We start from the raw sequence: 23,426 nt of genomic DNA, 5'->3' as shown, positions 1-23,426 counted from the left end.
ACGAGATTATGACTGACAAGACCACTTCCCCCGAAAACCGCATTCCCGTCATCGTCGGCATCGGCGAGATCGTCGACCGCCCCAAGGAGATCACCGAAGGCCTCGAGCCGCTCGACCTGCTCGAGCGGGCCTTGCGACGCGCGGAAGCCGATGCCGGTGCAAAGCTGCTCGGCGAGGTGCAGTCGCTCGACGTCGTCAACTTCCTGAGCTGGCGTTATCGCGATCCGGAAAAGCTCTTGGCGCAACGCCTCGGGATCCAACCTGCGCATTGCTATTACGGCCCGGTCGGCGGTGAGACTCCGATCCGCTACATCCACGAGGCCGCAAAGCGCATCGCGCGCGGCGAATGCGCCGTCGCGGCGGTCTGCGGCGCGGAGGCGCAATCGACCGCGACCAAAGCCGATCGTGCCGGCGTCAAGCTGCCATGGACGCCGTTTGCCCACGACGCCCCCGAGCCAAAGCGTGGCGCCGCATTCCAGAAGCCTCTCGCCGTGAAGCTCGGCGTATTCAGGCCCGTCACGGTCTATCCATTTTATGAAGCCGCCTCCTCCGCGCATTGGGGCCAAACGCCGCGCGAGGCGATGACGGAATCAGGAATGCTGTGGTCGCGTTATTCGGAGGCCGCCGCGCAAAATCCCAATGCCTGGCTGAAGCGCCGCTATGCGCCGGACGAGATCACGACACCGACCGCGGACAACCGCCTCATCGCCTGGCCGTACAACAAACTCATGGTCGCCAACCCAAGCGTCAACATGGGCGGTGCGCTGCTGCTGACCAGCCTTGCCAAGGCGCGTGCGGCCGGGATTCCCGAAGACAAACTGGTCTATCCGCTCGGCGGCGCCTCAGCCGAGGAGCCGCCCGATTATCTGCTGCGCGACCAGTTTTACGAGAGCCATCCGCAGAATGCCGTGCTGACGGCCGCAATGGATCTCGCCGGCGGCGACGGGAGAACGTTCGGCGCGATCGAGCTCTATAGCTGCTTCCCCTGCGTGCCGAAGATGGCGCGGCGGACGCTGGGCCTTTCCGCCGACGTGCAGCCCACCGTGACCGGCGGGCTCACCTTTTTCGGTGCGCCGCTCAACACTTACATGACGCATGCCGCCTGCGCGATGGTGCGGCGTGTGCGCGAGGGCGACAAGCTCGGCCTGCTCTATGGTCAGGGCGGCTTCGTCACCAAGCATCACGCGCTGGTGGTGGCGAAGGTGCCACCGCGCGAGGCGCTGGCGCAGGAGACCAGCGTACAAGGCGAGGCCGACCGCAACAAGCGCGCGGTGCCGGAGTTCGTCACGGAGGCGAGCGGAAAAGGCAAGGTCGAGAGCTTTACCGTGCTCTACGGCCGTGGCGGCGATGTCGAGCACGGTGTGGTGATGCTGCGCACAGAAGATGATCGGCGCACACTGGCGCGGATTCCGGCGAGCGATCATGCGACGCTGAGGCACTTATTGAGCATGGATCGTACGCCGGTAGGTTCACTCGGCGAGATCCGGATGGCCGCGGATGGCGTGCCGGAGTGGCGCGTGGCGCGATTTCGTAGGGTGGGTTAGCCGAAGGCGTAACCCACCTCTGTTGCGTCCACGGAGACACCAATGGTGGGTTACGCTTCGCTAAACCACCCTCCGAAGCTACGACACCTGCGCTAGCTCTTCGGCGGCTGCTTCTCGGACGCGGTGGCCGGTTTCCCGCCGGCGCCGACGACGCGAACCGCATCGCCGTCGGACAGGCCGTCCGGCGGCGCGGTGATGACACGGTCGTCGGGCGCGATGCCCGAGGCAAGCTCGATCTCGCGGCCGAGATCGCGGGCGATGGTCACCGGCTTGAACAGCACCTTGTCGTCGGTGCCCACCGTCGCGACGCGCAGGCCGCTGCCGTTGAAGATCAACGCGCTGGCGGGAATGCTCAACGGCGCGGAGTCGCGCTGCAGGCCGAGCTTCACGCTGGCATAGCCGCCGGGCATCAGCTCGCCGCTGGAATTGTCGAGGCCAAGCTGCATACGCGTGGTGCCTGACGCGACGTCCACGGCCTGCGAGGACGCTTCCACGGTCGCCTGGAAATTCCGGTTGGGATACTCCGGCAGCGCGATCGTGGCCTTGGCGCCGATCTTGATCGCCGGTACGTAGTTCTGGGGCACGTTGACGTAGACGCGCAGCTTGGTGATGTCGGAGACCACGAACATCGCCGGCCCCGCGCCGCCGCCGGCATTGATCAGCGCACCGACGTCGGTATCGCGCGCCGTGACCACGCCGTCGAACGGCGCGGTGATCTTCTTGTAGCCGGCGAGCGCCTCGAGCCGCTCGACGTTGGCCTTTCCGGAATTGACCGCCGCATTCTTGTTGGAGAGATCCGCGGTGCGCTCGTCGATCTCCTGCGCGGAGACGAAGTTGGAGGCGACCAGCGTCTTGCGCCGGTTCAGGGTTGCCTCCGATAACCTGGCGCTGGCCTGCTGGCTGGCGAGGTCGGCGCGTGCTTGCAAGAGCTGCTGGTCGAGGTCGGGCGCCTCGATCTCGGCGATCACCTGACCTGCCTTGACCCGGGCGCCGATGTCCGCGCTCCAGCTTTTGAGATAGCCGGAGACACGCGCGAAGATCGGAGCGCGATAATAGGCCTCGAGCCGGCCCGGCAGATCGATCGTGGAATTGAGCGCCTTGGCGTTCGGCAGAGTCACCGCAACGCTGGGAACGGCTTGGTCGTCGGTCCACTCCTTCAGCTTGGAGCCCTGATCCTCGCGCGCACGGATGCCGGTGCCAACCACGAGGCCAGCCACGATCAGCGCCACAACGCTGAAAATACCCAGTTTCCGGCGCGATACCGAGGAGCGGGGTTCAGTGGGTGACATGCGCAGTCTCCAATGAGGCGGCGGCTTTGGCGCCTTGTTTCTTGTGTACCATGCTGAACACCACGGGAACAAACATCAGCGTGGCGAAAGTCGCAAAGATCAGGCCGCCGATCACGGCGCGGCCAAGTGGCGCGTTCTGCTCGCCGCCCTCACCCAGCCCCAGCGCCATCGGCGCCATGCCGATGATCATGGCAAGCGCAGTCATCAGCACCGGCCGGAACCGGACGAAGCCGGCTTCGAGCGCCGCGGCGATGGGATCGCCGAGCTCCTGATAGCGCTCGCGGGCGAAGGAGATCACGAGCACGCTGTTGGCGGTCGCAACGCCCATGCACATGATGGCGCCGGTGAGCGCCGGCACCGACAGCGTGGTCTGGGTCGTGAACAGCATCCAGACGATGCCGGCGAGCGCGGCCGGCAATGCGGTGATGATCACGAACGGATCGGACCAGGACTGGAAGTTCACGACGATCAGGAAGTAGATCAGCACGACGGCGCCGAGCAGGCCGAACAACAGGCCGGTGAAGGCGCTGTTCATGGTCTGCACCTGGCCGAGCAGCACCACGGACGAGCCCTTCGGCACCTCCTTGGCGGTGTCGGCGATCACTTGGCGGATGTCGTTGGACACCGCGCCGAGATCGCGCCCCGAGGTCGTGGCAAAGATCTGCACCATCGACTGGATGTCGTATTGCGACACCACCGCGCTCGACACCGAACGCTTGATGTCGGCGATACCGCCGAGGATCGGCGACTGCGAATTCCCGGCTGCGGTGATCGGCAGCGTCTGCAGCGCGCTGAGCGAATCGATCTGGTATTGCGGCGTCTGCATCACGATGGAATAGGACACGCCGTTGTCGGGGTTGAGATAGTAGGTCGGTGCGACCTGCGAAGAGCCGGCGAGATTGACCACGAGGCTGTTGGTGACGTCCCGTTCGGTCAGGCCGACATATTGCGCGCGGGTCCGGTCGACATCGATGTTGAAGGTCGGACCGTTCGGAGACTGCTGGATGCGCGCATCGGCAACGCCGGGAATCCTGCGGATCTTGGCCAGCAGATTGTTGGCATAAGCGAAATTGGCGCCGAGATTGGCGCCGCGGATCTGCAGGTCGATCGGCGCCGGCGCGCCGAAATTCAGGATCTGGCTGACGATGTCGGCCGGCAGGAACGCGAAGCTGACGCCCGGAAACAGCCGCGGCAGCTGCTCGCGCAGCACCCTCACATGCTCCTCGGTCGGCTTGTGGCCCTCCCTGAGCTTGATCTGGATGTCGCCGTCCTGCGGACCGATCACGCCGGTGTTGTTATAGGTCATGTTGATGCCGGAGATCGGCATGCCGATGTTGTCGGTCATGGTCTCGATCTCGCCCGGGATCAGCTTGCGGACCGCCTTCTGCACGTCGGCGAGCTGGTTGGCGGTCTCCTCGACGCGGGTGCCGACCTGAGTGCGGACGTGCATCAGGATGTTGCCGGCATCGACGGCGGGGAAGAAGTTGCGCCCCAGGAACGGCACCAGCGCGAAGGACGCGCCGACCACGCAGAGGAAGCCGGCGACGAATACCATCCGGTGCGCCAGCGCGAGCCCCAGCAAATCGTGGTATCCGCCACGAATGCGTTCGAATCGCCTCTCGAAACCGCGCTGGAACCAGACCAGCGGATTGCGCGACTTCGGCGGCTCGCCCTCGTGATGCACGTGCGGGTGTAGCAGGTAATTCGCCATGGTCGGCACCAGTGTGCGCGACAGGATGAATGACCACATCATCGCGAACATCACCGCTTCGGCCATCGGCACGAAGAGGAATCGCGCGACGCCGGTGAGAAAGAACATCGGCACGAACACGATGCAGATACAGAGCAACGAGACGAAGGCGGGCGTCACGATCTGGTTGGCGCCGTCGAGGATCGACTGCTCGACCGGCTTGCCCTGCTCGAGATGATAATTGATGTTCTCGATGGTCACCGTGGCGTCGTCGACGAGGATGCCGACGGCGAGCGCCAACCCGCCGAGCGTCATGATGTTGAGCGTCTCGCCGATCGCCGACAGCATGACGATGGCACCTAGCACCGACAGCGGGATCGAGACCGCGATGATGATCGTCGAGCGCCAGCTGCCGAGGAACAACAGGATCATGACGCTGGTGAGCAGCGCGGCGATCACGCCTTCGAAGGCAACGCCCTCGATCGCGCCGCGGACGAACACCGACTGGTCGCCGATGAAGCCGATCTTCAAGGCATCCGGCAGCTGATCCTTGACGTCGATCACCTTCTGCTTGATGCCGGCGATGATGTCGAGCGTCGAGGTCGCGCCCGCCTTCAGCACCATCATCAGCACCGAGCGGTTGCCGTCGACATGGACGATGTTGGTCTGCGGCGGATTGCCGTCGCGCACGGTTGCGACGTCGCGGACATAGACCATGGCGCCGTTGACGGTCCTGATCGGCAGGTTGCCGAGCTCGTCGATCTTCAGCGGCGAGTTGTTCAGCTGGATATTGTACTCGAAGGTCCCGATTTTCTGGGTGCCGACCGGCGTGATCAGGTTTTGCGCGGCCAGCGCATTGGCGACGTCCTGGCCGGACAGGCCTCGGGCCTGCAGCGCGGTCGGATCGAGGTCGATCTGGATCTGGCGCTGCTTGCCGCCGAAGGGATACGGGATCGCGGCGCCCGGCACGGTCACCAGCGGCGTGCGCAGTTGGTTGATGCCGATGTCGGCGAGGTTTTGCTCGGTCAGGCCATCGCCCGACAGCGCGACCTGGATGATCGGCACGGTCGAGGCGGAGTAGTTCAGGATCAGGGGTGGCGTCGCGCCCGGCGGCATCTGCTTGATCAGCGTCTGCGAGATCGCCGTGACCTGCGCGTTGGCGGTGCGGATGTCGACATTGGGCTGGAAGAAGATCTTGATGATGCCAAAGCCGTTATAGGAATTGGCGGTGATGTGCTCGATGTCATTGACCGTCGTCGTCAGCGCGCGCTGGAACGGCGTGGTGATGCGGCCTGACATCTGGTCGGGCGGCAGGCCGGTATACTGCCAGACCACGCCGATCACGGGGATGCGAATGTCCGGAAAGATGTCGGTCGGCGTCCGCAGCGCCGCCAGCGGTCCGATGATCAGCAGCAGAAGCGCGAGCACGACGAACGTGTAGGGCCGGCTCAGGGCGATACGGACCAGAGCAATCATGCGCCAGGCAAATCCAGGTCAAACGAGAATTCGGAATCCGCCCCCACGGCGATCCCCATTCCCCTTTACCCGAGCACCGCCGGAAACGCTAACCTCCGGCGGCTTTCCTGCATTCACTTCCCTGCTATCGCACTGCGAAAACGTCATCGCAGCCATGCGACCGCCTATTTCAGGCGGCGCGCACCACGTTCAGGAACTTTCCGACTTCAAGCTTGAGCCGATTGGAGTCACGCGACAGCATCTGCGCCGCCGACAGCACTTGCGACGAAGACGCGCCGGTCTCGGCGGCGCCGCGCTCGACCTCGCCCACATTGGATGAGGCCTGCTGCGCCCCCTTTGCCGCCTGCTGCACGTTTCGTGCGATCTCCTGCGTCGCCGCGCCCTGCTGCTCCACGGCCGCAGCAATGGCCGCAGCGATCTCGGACAGCCGGGAGATGGTGTCGCCGATGTCGCGGATCGCCGTGACGGATTCCCGGGTGGCCGACTGGATGCCAGTGATCTGCTGGCCGATCTCGCCGGTCGCCTTCGCGGTCTGCTCGGCAAGAGCCTTGACCTCGGAGGCCACCACGGCGAAGCCGCGGCCGGCCTCGCCCGCCCTCGCCGCCTCGATCGTGGCGTTGAGAGCCAGCAGATTGGTCTGCCCCGCGATCTCATCGATCAGTTCGACGACGTCGCCAATCTTGGCGGCCACCTTCGATAACTCGCCGATCTGTCCACTTGTCAGTCGTACCTGGTCGACCGCTTCGTTGGCCATCCGCGCCGAATCCTGCACCCGGCGGCCGATCTCGTTGACGGAGGACGACAGTTGCTCGGTCGCCGACGCAACGGACTGGACGTTCGCAGAAGCCTCCTGCGAACCATCGGCAACGGTGACAGCAAGCTGCTGTGCCCGTGCGGCCGTCACGTTCATTGCGCCGGCGGAGGCCTCCAACTCGGTCGAAGCCGAACTTACGGCATCGACGATCTCGCCAACAGCCGCCTCGAACTGACTGGCAAGCCTATGCATGTCGGCGCGGCGTTGTTCCGCCGCGACCTGATCCTGCCTGATCTTGGCGGCCGCAGCCTCGTGCGCCTTCTCCTCGGCCTTGACCTTGAACACCTCGACCGCATGGGCCATGTCACCCACTTCGTCCTTGCGGCCAAGCCCGGGAAGAACCACCGCAAAATTTCCGCTCGCCAGTTCGCCCATCGCCCCCGTCAGCGCCGAGAGCGGACGCACGATCCGCGAAACCGCGACCCAGAAGCTCAGCACTGCGAGGCCGAGGCTTGCGAACAGGATCGCAGCACTAACGGCCAGATTCGAGGCGCTTGCCTTCTCCTGTTCGGCAGCCTCCGCGTCCGCGGCTGCGCCGATCGCATCCGCCAGCCCCAGGATGGAATCGATCGCTGTCGTCGCGCGGCTCATATAGTCGCGGCCACCGATCTTGTAGTCCCCACTCGCAGCGGTCGCGAGAACGTCGGAGCGCAGCGCACCATAGGTTTGAAAGTAATCTTCGTTCACGGCCTTGATGGCGGATGCGATTTTCGACGCAACGTCGGAGCGATCGGCGATCGGAGCAACCGTTCCCCAGGCAAGCTCGACGTGGCCCCGGAAGGTCGCGATCCGACCAATGCCGTCCGCGGCAAGCTTGGTGCGCGAACTGATCAAGCCTCCGAGCAGCGCACGCTCGCGACCGGCATTCTCAGCCATTTCTGCGGTCAGGTGGCGAAGGCCGACGAGGCGCGCCATGGCCGCCGAGGGCGAACTGGTCAGCGTCTCCAACGTGAGGCGCAATCTGTTGGCGGAGACCTCGATCAACTCGGTGATGGAGGGGACCACGGCCTTGACCACCTCGGGATCCCGCTCCGGCCCGGGCTTCGCAAGAGCCGCATCGATCTTGCGACGCAGGCGCTCGAAATCCTGAAGCGCCCGCTCCGCCTCAGCGATGCGCTGTTCAGCGACCTTCATCGCCGCCACGCCGCGCAAACCTTGCACGGCATCCCGAAACGCCTGATCTGAAGTCGCGCGCACGCGATCGATTTCCGTGCGTCGATCACCGGAAATCACCTCGGGAGAATTCAGCGCCGCATTGGTCATGCCGCGCTCCTGGGCCCATTGCCCGGCACTTCGCAACAACGACTGCGAAATGCCGTTAAGGCCGACAAAGACCACGGCTTCGTGCCGGTCGTGGTAGGCGCGAACGGCCGTGTAGCCGGTCGCCGCCACCCCCATCAAGGCAAGTGCCGAAATGATGACCGGTAGTACCCTGCCTATTCTGAGATGCACCGCTGGCTTCCTTCTCTCGGAGCGCCGCTTCCTCCAAACGGAAGGGTCGACCCTGGGAAGAAATAGCTGACACCGGCAACGCGACGTTGTCTCACGTCAAAGTACGGTCGCCCGGCTTAGGGCGTCCCTTCATATGCTTATCAAATCGTTGCCCGCCGATGACGCCAAAGTCGCAATCCGCCTGCTTACGTTTCCGCTCAGGCGGCGCGACGGAGTTCAGGAACTTGCCGACCTCGAGCTTGAGGCGGCTGCTGTCACGCGACAACATCTGCGCCGGGACCGGCACAACGAATCGAGCGGCGCCTTCTGCGCCGCTCGTCGGTTGATCGGCCTGTCGTGTGAAGTGCTAGGCCACGCGGACGTTGGTCAGAAACTTGCTGACTTCGTTCTTGAGCCGGGCGCTGTCGGTCGACAGCATTTGCGCCGCCGACAGCACCTGCGAGGAGGCCGTTCCGGTCTCAGTCGCGCCGTGTTGTACGTCGGTGATGTTGGACGAGACCTGCTGCGTACCCTGCGCCGCCTGCTGCACGTTGCGGGCGATCTCCTGGGTCGCGGCGCCCTGCTCTTCCACCGCGGCGGCAATCGCCGACGAGATCTCAGAGAGGCGCTCGATGGTTGAGGAGATTTCCTTGATGGCGCCGACGGAGTCGTTGGTCGCCACTTGAATGCCGGAAATCTGCTGGCCGATTTCGCCGGTTGCCTTCGCGGTCTGCTCGGCGAGCGCCTTCACTTCGGAGGCGACCACCGCGAAGCCGCGGCCGGCCTCTCCGGCGCGGGCCGCCTCGATGGTGGCGTTCAACGCCAGCAGATTGGTCTGGCCCGCGATGGTGTTGATGAGCTCGACGACGTCGCCGATGCGGGCAGCCGCCTTGGACAATTCGCTGACACGCTCGGTGGTAGCGCGTGCCTGGCCGACCGCGTCGCTCGCCATCCGCGCCGATTCCTGGACCTGACGGCTGATCTCGCCGACCGACGAAGCCATCTCCTCGGTCGCCGAAGCCACCGACTGCACGTTGCCCGACGCCTGATCGGACGCGGCGGCAACCACCTTGGTGAGTTGTTGCGCCCGCTCGGCGGTCGAGCTGAGCGTTCCGGCCGAGCTCTCCAGCGCACCGGATGCCGCCGACACCGTCTCGACGATGCCGCCGACCTGCGCTTCAAAGCTGTCGGCCAGCTCGTTCATGGTCCGCTTGCGCTCACGATCGGCTGCAGCCTGGTCCTGGGCGCGCTGCTCGATGCTGCGCTTGATGTCGCCCTGCATCGAGCTCAGCGACGTCGCGAGCCGACCGACTTCACCGGCCTGATCGATCTCGAGCTGCTGATTGAAATCGCCCTTGGCGATGCCGTCGGCGAAATTGGCGCAATCCTGGATCGGCCGCGCGATCTTGCGCGCGGCGAACGAGATCAGGAAGATCGCCGCCAGCACGATCACGAGGCCGACGCCGAGCTGCCAGAACGTGCTCGACGTCGCGCGGGCGCTCAGCGAAGCATCCAGCTGGCGCGCGGACGCCAGCACGACGTCGCGCGGGATCGAGATCACGACCGACCAGGCATTCTCGGTGAACCCGAAGCGGATCGGCGCATAGATGTCGATATTGGCGAACTTGGGATCGTCCTGCGCCGTGCTCTTGCCGGCCTTGATGATGGCGAGACTCTCGCTCCAGCGCGCGTCGGCTTCCGACGCGTTCTTGCCGATCACGTCCTGGTTGGCGCTGTTGGCGACGATCAGACCGGTATCGTTGAGGATCGCGACCTTGCCCTTGCCCTCGAACAGCGAGCCGTTGATCTTCACGGCGAGCTTCTGGACGAAGTCGAGATTGTAGTCGGCGCCGGCAACGCCGCGGAACTTGCCGCCGATCACGACCGGAACCGACATGGTGGCCAGGAAGACGGCCTTACCCTGAACGATGTAAGGCAGCGGACCGAGGATATTCTCCTTACCCGTCGTGTTCGGATTGATGTACCAGGCCCCCTTCACGAGACCGTTGGGATGCCGCTCGCTGCTGTCGTACTCGACCAGCGGCTGGACCGCGATATCGCCGTTGGCATTGCGGGTCCAGTACGGCAGGAAGCGGCCGGTATTGTCCGATCCAACCTCCTTGCGTCCCTTGAACGACACGTCGTCGTTATCCAGCGCACCGGGCTCCCAGGCGGAGTAGGTGCCGTTGAAGGCGGGATTGAGCTCGAGCACGTGGCGGAGCAGCGCGTTGAATTGGGCCCGCCGCGCCGCAATGGGAGTGCCTGTCTTCTCGTCTGCCAAAGTCGCGAAGGCATGCGCCGTGGTCCGCGCCGCGTCGAACCCGACCTCCAGCTCGGCCTTGATGGCGTTCGCTTCCGTGGAGGCCCGGTTCATCAGGCTCTCCTTGGTCTGCTGGTCGACCAGTTGCATGACCTCGCGGGTCACGTACTGGTTCATGCTCTGCGTCGAGAACAGGCCGTAGCCGATCAGAACGACACAGGTGACCGCGAGGCAGAGTCCGGCGATCAGAGCGATCTTCAATTGGATGGAGCGAATGGCAGAAAATGAAAGCAGCTTCACGATTGAGTCTCCGAAACATTGCGATCAGTTAGGATTCGCAGGGTTCGGAACCCGTAAAGATTTGGAACCGTAGGACCCACGTGAAAAATATGTCCGCATGCCCGGACGCTTGCCCAAAAAGCAAAGGGCGGCGCCGATGGCGCCGCCCTTTGCGTAAATGGATACCGGAAGGTGCGGCCCTATGCGGCGCGCACGTTGGTCAGGAACTTGCTGACTTCGGTCTTGAGCCGGCTCGAGTCATTCGACAGCATCTGCGCCGCCGACAGCACTTGCGAGGAGGCCGTGCCGGTCTCGGTCGCACCGCGCTGCACGTCGGTGATGTTGGAGGAGACCTGCTGGGTGCCTTGCGCGGCCTGCTGCACGTTGCGGGCGATTTCCTGGGTGGCTGCGCCCTGCTCCTCGACTGCCGCAGCGATCGCCGACGAGATTTCCGACAGACGCTCGATCGTCGAGGAGATCTCCTTGATCGCGCCAACCGAGTCATTTGTCGCCGCCTGGATGCCGGAGATCTGCTGGCCAATCTCGCCGGTCGCCTTCGCGGTCTGCTCGGCGAGCGCCTTCACCTCGGAGGCGACCACCGCAAAGCCGCGGCCGGCTTCGCCGGCGCGGGCCGCCTCGATGGTGGCATTCAGCGCCAACAGGTTGGTCTGGCCGGCAATGGTATTGATCAGCTCGACGACATCGCCGATGCGCGAAGCTGCCTTGGACAATTCGCTGACGCGATCGGTGGTCGCGCGCGCCTGGCCGACGGCGTCACCAGCCATCCGCGCCGATTCCTGCACCTGACGGCTGATCTCGCCAACCGACGAAGCCATTTCCTCGGTGGCCGAAGCCACCGACTGCACGTTGGTCGAGGCTTCCTCCGAAGCACCGGCAACCGTGGTCGCCAGCCTCTGCGAGCGATCGGCAGTCGACGTCAGCGTCGAGGCCGAGGCTTCGAGCTGGGTGGAAGCCGACGACACGGTCTGGACGATCTCGCCAATCATCGTTTCGAACTCGCGAGTAATGCTGTCGACGCGGTGGCCGCGCTCGATCTTGGCTTCGGCATCCGCGGCCGCGGCCTCATCGGCGGCTTTCTTGGCGATCAGCGCCTCCTTGAATATCTGGAGCACGTCGGCCATGGCGCCGATCTCGGTCTTCTCGCCGCGATGCGGGACCTCGGCGGAAAGGTCACCCTTACCCAGCGCCTGCATCGGCTCGATGATGGAGTTGATGCCGCTGGAAACGTCGTGAACCAGATAGAAGCCGACGCCGATGCCGACGATGACGGCGGCGCCGAGGATGATCGAGACCAACATGAAGGCATAGTAGTAGCTGTCGGCGGCGTCCTTGGCTGCCTGGTCGCCTCCTCTGGTGTTGAGCTCGATGTCTTTCGCCAGGACCTCGTCGGATCTCAGACCGATCTTGTTGACCGTCTTGGTATTCAGCTCATGGGATCCGTGCGGGACCTTGCCCGCCTCCATGCGCGACAATTCCATGACGTCTTCGGCACCCTTCTGATACTCGGCCCACAATTTCGACCACTCCTCATAGAGCGCCCTCTCTTCGGGCGAGGTGATCATCGTCTCGTAGGTCTTTCGGCTCTTGGCCAAGGCCTCCGTCACCGTTGCCGCGGTTTTCTCTGCCGCGAGCTTGTCATCCAGCGTCTCGGACAGCATGTGCTCGCGAACGACGTTGCGATAGGTGATGACCGCGGCCCGAAGCTCGCCCAGCACCCGCACGCTCGGCATCCAGCTCGTGGTGATGTCGGTGGTGTTGGCATTCATCGACCGCATCTTCATAACGGCGAGCAGGCCCATGCCGGCCATGGCAACCAGCAGGAACGCCACGACACTGATGATCTTGGCGCGGATGGAGATCTTGGCGAACATAATCGGGTCTCGTTGTGCTGGCGCGGCTCGCGTCCGGGAGTTTACGAATCAACCAAAGGGAGCAGCACCGACGTCAGGCATCTGGGCAGACGTCGACTACGACTCCGTACGAGTACGGAGCCCGAAAGAGATGAACAGGCAGCTAAGAATGCCCTGCGCTCAGCGCATGAGCCTAAGCGCGTCCGTGAAAAACTCCGCCCCGCCGAAATTTCCGGACTTCAGCGCGAGCAACATCTCTCCTGCGGCTGCGCCGACCGCGCGTAACACCGGCACGCCCGCCGCGATTTCCACCCCCACGAGAAAGCCGGGAATCCTCAATCGGTCGACCACGGCGCCGGACGTCTCGCCTCCCGCAACGATCAGGCGCCGGACGCCCGCCTGCACCAGGCCTTCGGCGATGTCGGCCATGGCCTGCTCGATCGCATGCCCGGCTGCGTCGCGGCCGTGGCGCGCCTGAAGTGCTGAGACCTGATCCGGCGTCGCACTCGAGGCGATCAGAACCGGACCTTCGGCCAGCCGCGGTCTGGCCCAGGCGAGCGCGCGCTGGGCCTCGCTTGCGCCTGCGACAATTTGCGCAGAATCGAGGTGCAACACCGGCATGACACGTTCAGCGTTCGCGATCTGCGCAAGCGTCGCCTGCGAGCAGCTTCCGGCAAGGCATGCCGCCGGTCCGCCGACTGCGGCACTCGCCTCTGCCCCCGTCGCGGCCGATCGCACTTTTCCGGTCGATACCATCGCCCGCGCCAGCCCCAAGCCGATGCCGGAAGCACCGACCGATAATCCATGTCCGGCAGCAACGAGGCCGATGGTCTCGAGATCGCGGTCGAACACGGCGTCGATGATCGCGGCGCCAATGCCCTTGCCTGCAAGCTCGGCCAGGCGCGCCCGCACGGCGTCCGTGCCGCGCGTGACCGTTGCGAGATCGACGAGGCCGATGGGCGTCCCGCTCTGGCGCGCCAGCACCCGCACCAGGTTGGAATCGTGCATCGGGTTGAGCGGATGATCCTTGAGCGGGCTCTCATTCAGCGGCACGGCGCCGACGAACAGATTGCCCTGGTAGACGGTGCGGCCGGTCTCCGGGAAAGCCGGCGTCACCAGAACGACAGCCTCGCCGCCATCGGCGCGCAACGCGTCCATCACCGGCCCGATATTGCCGGCATCTGTGGAATCGAAGGTCGAGCAGATCTTGAACAGCACGTGGCCCGCGCCGCGCCCGCGCAGCCATTTCTCGGCCGCGCGCGAGCGCGACACCGCAAGACCCGCCTCGATCGAACGGCTCTTCAGGGACACCACGACGGCATCGACCTCGGGCAGCGCGAGATCGTCAGCCGGCACGCCGATGGTCTGCACCGTGCGCAGGCCCGCGCGCGTCAGCGTATTGGCGAGATCGGAGGCGCCGGTGTAGTCGTCGGCGATGCAGCCAAGAGAAATTTTCGCTGCGAGACTCACGGCTTCACTCCAGCATAGGGCTTGAACCAGGCGAGCCCATCATTGGTCTTGCCGCGCGGATTATATTCGCAGCCGACGAAGCCGGCATAGCCGAGACGGTCGAGCTCCTCGAACAGGAACGGATAGTTCAGCTCCTCGCCGTCGGGCTCGTTGCGCGAGGGAATGCTGGCGATCTGGATGTGGCCGATGATCGGCATCATCTCGCGCAGCCGCATGGTGACGTCGCCATGGATGATCTGGCAGTGATAGATGTCGAACTGCAGCTTCAGGTTCGGAAGGCGCAACTCCTGGATCAGGTCGCGTGCGAAACCGAAATCGTTGAGGAAGTAGCCGGGCACGTTGCGCGCATTGATCGGCTCGAGCACGATATCGATGCCGTGCGGCGCGAAGAATTCCGCAGCCCAGGCCACTGATTTATAGAACGCCTCGATTGCGACACGCTCGCCGCGGTTGGCGATGCCGGCCATCAAATGCAGGCGCTTGACGCCGGTGGCTTTGGCATAAGGCAGTGCCGTCTCCAGGCTCGCCTTGAGATCATTGAAGCGCGCAGGCAGCGCCGCAAAACCCTTCTCGCCGGCGTTCCAGTCGCCGGGCGGCAGGTTGAACAGCGCCTGGGTCAGGCCGTTGCGCTTGAGCCGCTCGCCGACCGCTTCGACCGGATGCTCATAGGGAAAGAGAAACTCGACGGCGCTGAATCCGGCCTTCGCGGCCGCATCGAAGCGATCGAGGAACGGCACCTCGGTGAACATCATCGAGAGATTGGCGGCAAAACGGGGCATTGGAAATCCTCTTTTACTTGTCGCCGGGAAGCTTGACGCCGGTGACCTGCGCATACATGCGCGCCACCGACGCATCGTCGTCTCGGCCCATGCCGGCCGCCGATGTCATCAGGAACATCTGGAGGGCTGCGGCGGAAACCGGCACCGGGAATTTCGCCGTGCGTGCCATGTCCTGGATGATGCCGAGGTCCTTGACGAAGATATCGACCGCACTGCGGGGCGTGTAGTCGCCGTCGAGCACGTGCGGCATGCGGTTCTCGAACATCCAGGAATTGCCGGCGGAGGCCGTGATCACCTCGTAGACCTTGCGGATATCGAGACCCTGCTTGGCCGCGAACGCCATCGCTTCGCTGGCGGCAGCGATGTGCACGCCGGCCAACAGCTGGTTGATCATCTTGAAGGCGGCACCCTGCCCCGCAGCATCGCCGAGCTCATAGAGCTTTGCCGCCATCGCATCGAGCGCCGGGCGCGCCTTGGCGAAGGCAGCCGGGCTGCCCGAAGCGAGGATCGTCAGCTCGCCCTGCGCCGCGCGCTGCGCACCGCCGGAGATCGGCGCATCCAGGTAATGCCGGCCGGTCGCCTCCAGCTGCTTGGCGAGGCGCCGGGCCACGTCGGGATCCATGGTCGCGGAGGAGATGAAGACGCCATCCTTCGGCAGGGTCTCGGCGACGCCGTCCTTGCCGAACAGGATCGCTTCGGTCTGCACGGCATTCACGACGACGCTGACGACGATGTCGGCCGCCTTGGCCGCCTCGGCCGGCGTCGCGGCGCCAGCGCCGCCGTCCTTCACGAAACGCGCGACAGCATCGGCCGAAACGTCGCAGCCGGTAACGGCGTGGCCGGCCCGCTTTAGCGATGTCGCCATGCCATATCCCATCGAGCCAAGCCCGATGACGGCGATGTGCTGGTTTTGCGAGATGGAGGCAGACATGCAACTAACCCTTGCGTACGTTTCCTGGACGGCCGGCCTTCGCGGCGGCTCGCGAACCCGAATAACACGGCTTGGCCGCGGTGCCAAAGCGTGAGACAAGCGGACATGACGGCCATGAGAACTGAAACGAGCAACGAGACAAGGCTGCGTGAGGATATCTGCCGGTTCGGACGGTCCCTGTTCGAGCGCGGGCTGACGCCCGGGTCCTCCGGCAATATCAGCGTCAGGCTGGATGGCGGCGGCTGGCTGGTGACGCCGACCAACGCCTCGCTCGGTTTCCTCGACCCCGCAAAGCTGTCACGGCTGGACAATCAGAGCCGGCTGGTTTCGGGCGACGCCCCGACCAAGGAAGTTCCGCTGCACACCGCACTTTACGATACGCGCGGAAATGCGCGGGCGATCGTGCATCTGCATTCCACCCATTCGGTCGCGCTCTCGATGCTGCCCGAGATCGACCCGCGCGCCGCGCTGCCGCCGATGACGGCCTATTATCTGATGAAGTGCGGCGCCACCGCGCTCGTGCCCTATTATCGCCCCGGCGATCCCGCAGTCGCAGACGCAATCAAGGGGCTCGCCGGAAAATATTCATCCGTGCTGCTCGCCAATCACGGCCCGGTGGTCGCTGGCGACACGCTCGAAGCCGCGGTGTTCGCGACGGAGGAGCTGGAGGAGACGGCGAAGCTGTATCTCCTGCTGCGCGGGTTGAACCCGCGGTATCTGTCACCGGAACAGGTGAACGATCTGGTGAAGGTGTTCGGGGTGACGTTGCCGGAGCATGGGCACGGGCATTAGGTACCGTGGTGTCATGAACGCACCAGCGCCGCCTCACCCACCGCTGTCATTCCCCGCGAAAGCGCGGAATCCAGTACGCCGCAGCTTATCCGTACCGCTCTGACGTCTCTGGAATACTGGATCGCCCGATCAAGGTCGGGCGATGACACCGAGTGCGTCGGCGAAGCTTGCTCCACTCGTTGCGCCTACAATCCCAGATACGCCTTCCGCACGTCCGGATTGCCCCTGATCTCCGCCGCCGAGCCCTGCATCAGCACGCGGCCGGTTTGCAGGATGTAGGCGCGGTCGGCGATCTCGAGGCACTCGGCCATGCGCTGCTCCACGATCAGCACGGTCATGCCGGAATCCCGGATCAGCTTCACCGCCTGAAAGATCTCGTCGACCAGCTTCGGCATGATGCCCTGCGAGGGCTCGTCCAGCATCAACAGCCGCGGGCGCGTCATCAGCGCGCGGCCGATCGCGAGCATCTGCTGCTCGCCGCCGGAGAGCGTCTCGGCGCGCTGCTCGAGGCGTTCCGACAGGCGCGGAAACAGCTTGAAGACGAGATCGAGCGGCGCCTCGCGATCGGCCTCGCCGCGGTAGAGATAGCTGCCGAGGCGAAGATTGTCGCGCACCGACAGGCGCGGAAACAGGCGGCGGTTCTCCGGCACATAGGCGATGCCGGCGGCCGTGATGTGGTGCTGCGCCATGCCGTTGAGCCGCTTGCCGTCGAAGGTCACGGTGCCCGAGCGCGGGCGCTCGGCACCGGCGATCGATTTGAGCAGCGTCGACTTGCCGGCGCCGTTGGCACCGGCGACACAGACGATCTCGCCCTTGGTAACCTCGATACTGACCGCCGAGATCGCGACCAGGCCCTGATAGGCCGTCGTGACTTCATGCACCGACAGCATGACGATCTCCCAAATATGCCTTGATCACCTTGGGATCGCGGACGACGTCGGCGGGCTTGCCCTCGACCAGAACCTTGCCGAGGTCGAGCACGATGGCGCGGTCGACCAGCGGCATCACGATCTCCATGACATGCTCGACCATCAGCACGGTGATGCCGGCATCGCGCACCTTGCGCACCAGCGCGACACCGGTCTGCGCCTCGGTCGGCGTGAGGCCGGTGAGGACTTCGTCGAGCAGCAACAATTTTGGCTCGGTCGCAAGCGCGCGGGCGACTTCAAGGCGGCGCTTCTCGGCCGGCACCAGGTCGCTTGCGAGCACGTCGGCACGCGCGGCTAGCCCGGTGAACTCCAGCACCTCATGCGCCTTGCGGCGGGCCACCCGCATCACGGTGTTGCGCACCAGCGCACCGACGATGACGTTGTCGATGACCGTCATGGTCTCGAAGCTCTTGACGACCTGGAAGGTGCGCCCTACGCCGCGCTGGCAGCGCTCGGCTGCGGGCATCGCCGTCACATCCTCACCGTCGAACCAGATCGAGCCCTGCGTCGGCGGCAGCACGCCGGCGATGAGATTGAACAGCGTCGACTTACCGGCGCCGTTCGGACCGATCAGGCCGACGATCTCGCCACGGCCGACCGAAATCGAGACGTCGCTGTTGGCAACGAGGCCGCCAAAGCGTTGCCACACGCCGCGGGTTTCAAGAAGCGCGGTCATCGCGTCGCTCCTTTTGCTTTTGAACGGGAGAACAGGCTCACCAGCCCCTGCGGCAAAGCCAGTGAGATCGCTACGATCAACGCGCCATAAACGATGAGATCGACACCGCGGCCTGAACCTCCGATATACGAGCGCGTCAGCTCCGTCATCGGGATCAGGATGGCCGCCCCCAGCACGGGACCCCAGAGGGTGCCGATACCGCCGAGCACGGCCGGGAGCGCCATCAGCAGCGAGAACTGGAAGCCCATCACGCTCTCAGGATCGATATAGGCGAGGAACTGAGCATAGAACGCACCGCCGACGGCGACGAGGAAAGCGGAGACTGCGGCCGCGCCCATCTTGGAGTTGAACACGACGACGCCAAGGCTCTCGGCCGCTTCCGGATTGTCCTTCACCGCGCGCCACCAAAAGCCCCATTTGGAGTCCTCCAGCCACCAGGTGACGAACCAGGCGAGGCAGCACAGCGCCAGCGCGAAATAGAAATACGGCAGCTTGCTGCGCATGAACTGGAATTTCAGCCAGCTGTCGCCGCGCACCGGAATGGTGATCCCCATCGCAGCTCCCGCCCATTCCCAGTTCTGGAACAGCAGCAGGCCGATCTCGGCGATGACGATGGTGGCAATCACGAAGTAATGGCCGCGCAGGCGGAAGAAGGGATAGCCGAGCCCCATCGCGATGACAGCCGCGATCATGCCTCCCGCAAGCATGCCGAACCAGGGTAGCACGCCGAACTTCGTGAACAGGAGCTCAGTGGTGTAGGCGCCGATGCCGAAATAGAGAGCGTGGCCCAGTGAGATCTGCCCGCAATAGCCGGAGAGGATGTTCCAGCTCTGCGACAGCGCCGCATACATCAAGGTCAGGACCAGGATGTTCTGGATATAGACGTTCTTGACGAACAGCGGCGCGAGCGCGGCCAGCGCGGCCAGCACCGCGGCAATGACGAGATCGCGGCGACGCCGCGCGGCATAATTCTTGTCCATCACATCGACCCGAACAGGCCACGCGGCCGAATGAAGACAACGAGCAGGTAGACCGCATAGATGCCGACCGACTTCAGTGAGGGCGGCAGCATCAGGGCAGTCATCGCTTCAACCAGCCCGACGATGATGCCGCCGGCAAAAGCGCCGAACACACTGCCAAAGCCGCCGAGCGCCACCGTGACATAGGCAATCAGCGCAAAGGACGCGCCAACGTCGGGATAAATGTAGAAAAACACCGCCATGATCGCACCGGCGAGACCGACAAGCGCAGCGCCAAGGCCCCAACCGAACGCGAACACGCGATTCTTGTCGATACCGACGAGCGCGACCGCACCGGGATCTTCACGCGTGGCTTCCAGCGCACGGCCGAAATCGGTGCGGTGGATGAAGAAGTAGAGGCCGGCAAAGGCCGCGATCGAGACCAGCGCGCCGACCAGCTGCGGCTCCGGCAGGAAAATACCTGCAACGGAGACGGTTTTGCCGCCGAGCCATGATTGCGGAATGCTGCGATAGTCCGGCGTGAAGAACAGCTGGGCCAGTCCGCGCATCACGATGGCCAGGCCGAAGGTAGTGAAGATCTGCACCATGCCGGCATTGGCCTTGGCCCGCATGGCGAAGCGTACAATCAACAGGTAGACCACCGCTCCGAACACGAACATCGCCGCCGCGACCAGCGGCGCCGAGAGCAAGGGATCGATGGCGAAGAACGTGAACAGGAAGAAGGACGCGTACATCGCGATCATCAGGAACTCGCCATGGGCGAAGTTCGTGACGTCCATCAGGCCGAAGATCAGCGCGAGGCCCACGGCGATCAGTCCGTAGAGCAGGCCCATCAAGAGGCCGCTCGCGAGACTTTGGACAATTGTTTCGACTGTCAGCAACTTGTCCCCCCAGAAAAGCTCTCACCCCGAGGGGCGTCATCGAACGCGCATCGCAAAGGACGGGCCGCCCTCGCCTCTCCCGACGTGGGCTCCGTCTTCCTCCGCAGGACCAGGATCGGGAGCTATCGTCCGAGCTCCCGATCCATCCTCACTTCATCGGCCAGACAGCTTCGGCAACCGCCGCCTGCGACGGGAAGATGGTGACAAACTTGCCGCCGATATACTGCAGCAGCACCGGATCGGCGTCGTTGTTCTGACCCATGTCGTCGAACTTGACCCGCTTCCAGGGCATGATGGTCTGTTCGCCCGGAATGTCGGTTGCAGCCATCGCATCGCGGATCTTCTCGCCGTCGGTCGACTTGGCGCGGTTGATGGCGTCCGCAATCACGATCATCGCCATGAACTGCCGCGACGTGTTGTCGTTGAGGTCCTTGCCCGACTTCGCCTTGAACAGATCGTTGATCTTGCCGACCATCGGCCGCTTGGCGGCAAGATCGAGCGAGAAACTGCCGCGCGTGATCGCGCCTTCGAGCTTGTCGCCGACGGCGTCGTACAGCGCCTTTTCGGAGAAGCCGGCTGCTTGGGCCAGGATCGCGTTCGGCTTGTAGCCAAGCTCCGCCATCGTCTTGACCAGCAGGATGCCGTCCGTGGTGTAGCTCGAGGGCAGCAACACATCGGCGTTGGCGGCCTTGAGCTGCTGGACTTCGGCAGACAAAGACGGCGAGTTGGCGCGGTACTTGATGTCGGCGACGATCTTGTAGCCGCGCTCGGTTGCGAGCTTGGTCTGGGCGTTGGCGGAGTCGGTGCCGAAGATCGTGTCTTCGTGGAACAGCGCCAGCGTGTCGGCCTTGACGCCCTTCTTCTTCATCGAGTCGAGGAAATCGAACATCGCGGCCGAGAACATCTCGTCATGCGGCGAAGCGCGGAAATAGTACTTCAGTCCGCGGCGATGCAGGCTCGGCGAGGAATTGTCCGCCGACAGGAACGGGATCTGGTAACGCTCGCAGATCTGGCTGACCGTGACCGCGACCGCGCTCTGATAGGAGCCGAGCACCGCGCAGACCTTCTCCTGGGTGATCAGCCGCTCGGCTTCGGCGCGTCCCTTTTGCGGGTCGCCCTGGTGGTCGGCGTACACCATGCGGATCTTGGCGCCGCCGAGGCCCGGCAAGCCGACGCCCTTTGCCAGCGGAAGATCGAAATCCTGATCGTTGTTGATGATGTCGATTGCGGTCTCGAATGCGCGCTGCGCATCGACGCCGACTTGCGCGCCGGCACCCGACAGGGGATAGGTCGCGCCGATCAGCACCTCGGAAGTTTGCGCGCGCGCGGCTAGCGGCAGCAGCGCGGCAGCGGCGGTGGCTCCGAGCAGAACGTCGCGGCGAGTGATGGTCATTGGCAAAGTCCCCTTTTATTCGCGCGTATCGAATGAAACGATTGGCAAACTGCGTAAAGCCCGAAGAAGCAGCAAACGCTGCCTACTAAATCACGGCCATGTTCCTGTTCTTCAGATCCGTCACCAGCATCAAGCCGGGCGAATGCGTGATTGCGAATGGTACCTTGGCGGCGTTGATCACCGATTGCGGCGTCACGCCGCAGGCCCAGAACACCGGGATCTCGTCGTCGGCGACAGGGACGGGATCACCATAGTCAGGCTTGGCGATATCCGTGATGCCGATCAGGTGCGGATGGCCGAGATGCACGGGCGCACCGTGCACGGCGGGATAGCGCGAGGTGATCTGCACCGCGCGGATCGCATCGGCCGGCTTGAACGGACGCATGGAGACGACCATCGGGCCTGCGAACGGGCCGGCCTCGCCGCACGCGATATTGGTGCGATACATCGGCACCCGCACATTCTCCTCGATGTGACGGATCGGCATGCCCTCGTCGAGCAGCGCCTCCTCGAACGAGAACGAGCAGCCGAGCACGAAGGTCACGAGATCGTCGCGCCAATGCTTGGTCACGTCGGTGGGCTCATCGACGACTTCGCCGTCGCGCCAGACGCGGTAGCGCGGCACATCGGTGCGGATGTCGAGGTCGGCGCCGAGCGCGGGGATATGCGGGCTGCCGACGTCGGACATGCCGATGATCGGGCACGGCTTCGGATTGAGCTGGCAGAAGCGGTGAAAGGCGCCGGCATATTCCGCCGGCAGGATCGCCAGATTGCCCTGGACGAAGCCGGGAGCAACGCCCGCAGTGGAGCCGACCTGGCCGCTGCGATAGGCGAGCCGGGCCTGACGGCTCGGGAGCGTGTCGGGCGTTTCAGTTTGCTGCGTTGCCACCAAAACAGTCATGCGATCGACCTGCCTATAAACTCGACAAAGACAGCCAACACCAAGCGTGCTATAAAGTCTAATCTTCCTTTCTAATCGATATCGATAAATCTATTTTATCGATTGGGGAAATCCTTCCAATGCTGGACTTCAGGTCGATCGAAACCTTCCTCTGGGTTGTCAAGCTCGGCAGCTTCCGAGGCGCCGCGGCCCGGCTCAATACGACCCAGCCGGCAATCTCCCAGCGCATCGCCCAGCTCGAACGCGAGATGGGCGTCAAGCTTCTGAACCGCGATCATCGCGTGGCCTCGCCCACCCCGAGCGGCCGGCAGATGATGGTCTACGCCGAAAAGCTGATCGGCCTGCGCGCTGCAATGATGGCCGAGATCGGCGATCGTTCGGCGATGCGCGGCGTGATGCGGCTCGGCGTTGCCGAGACGATCGTGCATACTTGGCTGCCGCGGCTGGTGAAGAGCGTCAACGAGCTCTACCCAAACCTGTCGCTGGAAATCGAGGTCGACATCACGCCGAACCTCACCGCGCGATTGCTCGCGCAGGAGATCGAACTTGCGTTCGTGGTCGGACCGCTATCGGCCTCGGGCGTACACAACCGCGCGCTCGCCGATTACCCGATCGGCTTTCTCGCGAGCCCATCACTCGGGCTCGGCCATGGCCCGGTCACACCCGCCGATATCGCGCGGTTTCCGATCATCACCTTCCCGCGCAAGACCAGGCCCTACGAGGTCGTGCGCGAGGTGTTCGATCGGCCGGAATTGCCGCCGATCCGTCTCCATGCGTCGGCTTCGCTCGCAACCGTCATCCACATGGCGGTGGAAGGCCTTGGCATCGCCGTGATCCCCGACGCCATCGTCGAGAACGAGCTCGCCGACGGCCGGCTGCAATTGCTCGACACCGATCTGGAAATCGCACCACTGACATTCACGGCAAGCTGGCTCGCTTCGCCGGACGTCGTCGCGGTGCAGCGCGTCGCCGAGCTTGCCTGTCAGATTGCGCAGAGCAGCCTCGCGGTTGACGCGCCCGCGCCGGCGCGTCATTGAAAA

The 23,426-nt window shown here is 64.3% G+C and carries 17 protein-coding genes; 3 read left to right on the top strand and 14 right to left on the bottom strand.

Features of this window, described 5'->3' with window-relative positions:
• Nucleotides 1–8 precede the first annotated feature (8 nt).
• Nucleotides 9–1,544, top strand: coding sequence for an acetyl-CoA acetyltransferase (locus tag JQ587_RS08245; protein ID WP_212424976.1), 1,536 nt, complete (start codon nucleotides 9–11; stop codon nucleotides 1,542–1,544).
• Between the two features lie 92 nt (nucleotides 1,545–1,636).
• Here the strand turns inward: JQ587_RS08245 and JQ587_RS08240 are convergent, their stop codons facing one another.
• The 8 genes from JQ587_RS08240 to ltnD all read right to left on the bottom strand — a co-directional run bounded on the left by JQ587_RS08240 (nucleotide 1,637) and on the right by ltnD (nucleotide 15,834).
• Entirely contained in the window at nucleotides 1,637–2,833 is a 1,197-nt protein-coding gene (locus JQ587_RS08240) for an efflux RND transporter periplasmic adaptor subunit (RefSeq protein ID WP_212424975.1), read from the bottom strand.
• On the bottom strand, nucleotides 2,820–5,999 hold the full coding sequence (locus JQ587_RS08235; protein WP_212298009.1) for an efflux RND transporter permease subunit: 3,180 nt from the start codon (nucleotides 5,997–5,999) through the stop codon (nucleotides 2,820–2,822). Before JQ587_RS08235 ends, JQ587_RS08240 begins: the two co-directional genes overlap by 14 nt.
• Nucleotides 6,000–6,168: 169 nt before the next feature.
• Entirely contained in the window at nucleotides 6,169–8,265 is a 2,097-nt protein-coding gene (locus tag JQ587_RS08230; RefSeq protein ID WP_349629486.1) for a methyl-accepting chemotaxis protein, read from the bottom strand.
• A gap of 346 nt (nucleotides 8,266–8,611) precedes the next feature.
• Nucleotides 8,612–10,804, bottom strand: a complete 2,193-nt coding sequence (locus tag JQ587_RS08225) for a methyl-accepting chemotaxis protein (protein WP_212424974.1) — start codon at nucleotides 10,802–10,804, stop codon at nucleotides 8,612–8,614.
• A gap of 179 nt (nucleotides 10,805–10,983) precedes the next feature.
• Nucleotides 10,984–12,675 carry a methyl-accepting chemotaxis protein gene (locus JQ587_RS08220; protein ID WP_212424973.1) on the bottom strand — a complete coding sequence of 564 codons (1,692 nt, stop codon included), beginning with the start codon at nucleotides 12,673–12,675 and terminating at the stop codon, nucleotides 10,984–10,986.
• A gap of 159 nt (nucleotides 12,676–12,834) precedes the next feature.
• Complete coding sequence (otnK, locus tag JQ587_RS08215; protein WP_212424972.1) at nucleotides 12,835–14,124, bottom strand: 3-oxo-tetronate kinase; 1,290 nt, start codon at nucleotides 14,122–14,124, stop codon at nucleotides 12,835–12,837.
• Complete coding sequence (otnI, locus tag JQ587_RS08210; protein WP_212298005.1) at nucleotides 14,121–14,903, bottom strand: 2-oxo-tetronate isomerase; 783 nt, start codon at nucleotides 14,901–14,903, stop codon at nucleotides 14,121–14,123. The genes otnK and otnI overlap by 4 nt, the downstream gene beginning before the upstream one ends.
• A gap of 13 nt (nucleotides 14,904–14,916) precedes the next feature.
• Nucleotides 14,917–15,834 carry an L-threonate dehydrogenase gene (ltnD, locus tag JQ587_RS08205; RefSeq protein WP_212298004.1) on the bottom strand — a complete coding sequence of 306 codons (918 nt, stop codon included), beginning with the start codon at nucleotides 15,832–15,834 and terminating at the stop codon, nucleotides 14,917–14,919.
• A gap of 105 nt (nucleotides 15,835–15,939) precedes the next feature.
• Between ltnD and otnC the strand changes: the two genes are divergently transcribed.
• The gene (otnC, locus tag JQ587_RS08200) at nucleotides 15,940–16,626 is read left to right on the top strand and encodes a 3-oxo-tetronate 4-phosphate decarboxylase (RefSeq protein WP_212424971.1); all 687 of its coding nucleotides are present in this window, start codon (nucleotides 15,940–15,942) and stop codon (nucleotides 16,624–16,626) included.
• 185 nt (nucleotides 16,627–16,811) lie between these two features.
• Here otnC and JQ587_RS08195 read toward each other — a convergent pair whose 3' ends face one another.
• The 6 genes from JQ587_RS08195 to JQ587_RS08170 form a co-directional block, all read right to left on the bottom strand.
• Entirely contained in the window at nucleotides 16,812–17,516 is a 705-nt protein-coding gene (locus JQ587_RS08195; RefSeq protein ID WP_212424970.1) for an ABC transporter ATP-binding protein, read from the bottom strand.
• Nucleotides 17,500–18,231 (bottom strand): ABC transporter ATP-binding protein, encoded by a 732-nt coding sequence (locus JQ587_RS08190; protein ID WP_212298001.1) that lies wholly within the window; start codon nucleotides 18,229–18,231, stop codon nucleotides 17,500–17,502. The genes JQ587_RS08195 and JQ587_RS08190 overlap by 17 nt, the downstream gene beginning before the upstream one ends.
• Entirely contained in the window at nucleotides 18,228–19,211 is a 984-nt protein-coding gene (locus JQ587_RS08185) for a branched-chain amino acid ABC transporter permease (protein ID WP_212298000.1), read from the bottom strand. The genes JQ587_RS08190 and JQ587_RS08185 overlap by 4 nt, the downstream gene beginning before the upstream one ends.
• Complete coding sequence (locus JQ587_RS08180; RefSeq protein WP_212425051.1) at nucleotides 19,211–20,089, bottom strand: branched-chain amino acid ABC transporter permease; 879 nt, start codon at nucleotides 20,087–20,089, stop codon at nucleotides 19,211–19,213. Before JQ587_RS08180 ends, JQ587_RS08185 begins: the two co-directional genes overlap by 1 nt.
• Before the next feature lie 151 nt (nucleotides 20,090–20,240).
• Nucleotides 20,241–21,485 carry an ABC transporter substrate-binding protein gene (locus JQ587_RS08175; RefSeq protein ID WP_212424969.1) on the bottom strand — a complete coding sequence of 415 codons (1,245 nt, stop codon included), beginning with the start codon at nucleotides 21,483–21,485 and terminating at the stop codon, nucleotides 20,241–20,243.
• Between the two features lie 85 nt (nucleotides 21,486–21,570).
• A complete protein-coding gene (locus JQ587_RS08170; RefSeq protein ID WP_212297998.1) occupies nucleotides 21,571–22,386 on the bottom strand; it encodes a putative hydro-lyase in 816 nt (271 codons plus the stop codon).
• A gap of 119 nt (nucleotides 22,387–22,505) precedes the next feature.
• Between JQ587_RS08170 and JQ587_RS08165 the strand changes: the two genes are divergently transcribed.
• The gene (locus JQ587_RS08165) at nucleotides 22,506–23,423 is read left to right on the top strand and encodes a LysR family transcriptional regulator (RefSeq protein ID WP_212297997.1); all 918 of its coding nucleotides are present in this window, start codon (nucleotides 22,506–22,508) and stop codon (nucleotides 23,421–23,423) included.
• Nucleotides 23,424–23,426 lie beyond the last annotated feature (3 nt).

Source organism: Bradyrhizobium manausense, assembly GCF_018130615.1.
Lineage (GTDB): Bacteria > Pseudomonadota > Alphaproteobacteria > Rhizobiales > Xanthobacteraceae > Bradyrhizobium > Bradyrhizobium manausense_A.
This window is presented reverse-complemented; position numbering and strand designations above follow the sequence as displayed.

Coding starts and splice junctions, on each gene's coding strand:
- JQ587_RS08170 (WP_212297998.1), bottom strand. CDS start 22,386: ATGACTGTTTTGGTGGCAACGCAGCAAACTGAAACGCCCGACACGCTC.
- JQ587_RS08195 (WP_212424970.1), bottom strand. CDS start 17,516: ATGCTGTCGGTGCATGAAGTCACGACGGCCTATCAGGGCCTGGTCGCG.
- otnI (WP_212298005.1), bottom strand. CDS start 14,903: ATGCCCCGTTTTGCCGCCAATCTCTCGATGATGTTCACCGAGGTGCCG.
- ltnD (WP_212298004.1), bottom strand. CDS start 15,834: ATGTCTGCCTCCATCTCGCAAAACCAGCACATCGCCGTCATCGGGCTT.
- JQ587_RS08245 (WP_212424976.1), top strand. CDS start 9: ATGACTGACAAGACCACTTCCCCCGAAAACCGCATTCCCGTCATCGTC.
- JQ587_RS08240 (WP_212424975.1), bottom strand. CDS start 2,833: ATGTCACCCACTGAACCCCGCTCCTCGGTATCGCGCCGGAAACTGGGT.
- otnC (WP_212424971.1), top strand. CDS start 15,940: ATGACGGCCATGAGAACTGAAACGAGCAACGAGACAAGGCTGCGTGAG.
- JQ587_RS08185 (WP_212298000.1), bottom strand. CDS start 19,211: ATGGACAAGAATTATGCCGCGCGGCGTCGCCGCGATCTCGTCATTGCC.
- JQ587_RS08175 (WP_212424969.1), bottom strand. CDS start 21,485: ATGACCATCACTCGCCGCGACGTTCTGCTCGGAGCCACCGCCGCTGCC.
- JQ587_RS08190 (WP_212298001.1), bottom strand. CDS start 18,231: ATGACCGCGCTTCTTGAAACCCGCGGCGTGTGGCAACGCTTTGGCGGC.
- JQ587_RS08220 (WP_212424973.1), bottom strand. CDS start 12,675: ATGTTCGCCAAGATCTCCATCCGCGCCAAGATCATCAGTGTCGTGGCG.
- JQ587_RS08165 (WP_212297997.1), top strand. CDS start 22,506: ATGCTGGACTTCAGGTCGATCGAAACCTTCCTCTGGGTTGTCAAGCTC.
- JQ587_RS08235 (WP_212298009.1), bottom strand. CDS start 5,999: ATGATTGCTCTGGTCCGTATCGCCCTGAGCCGGCCCTACACGTTCGTC.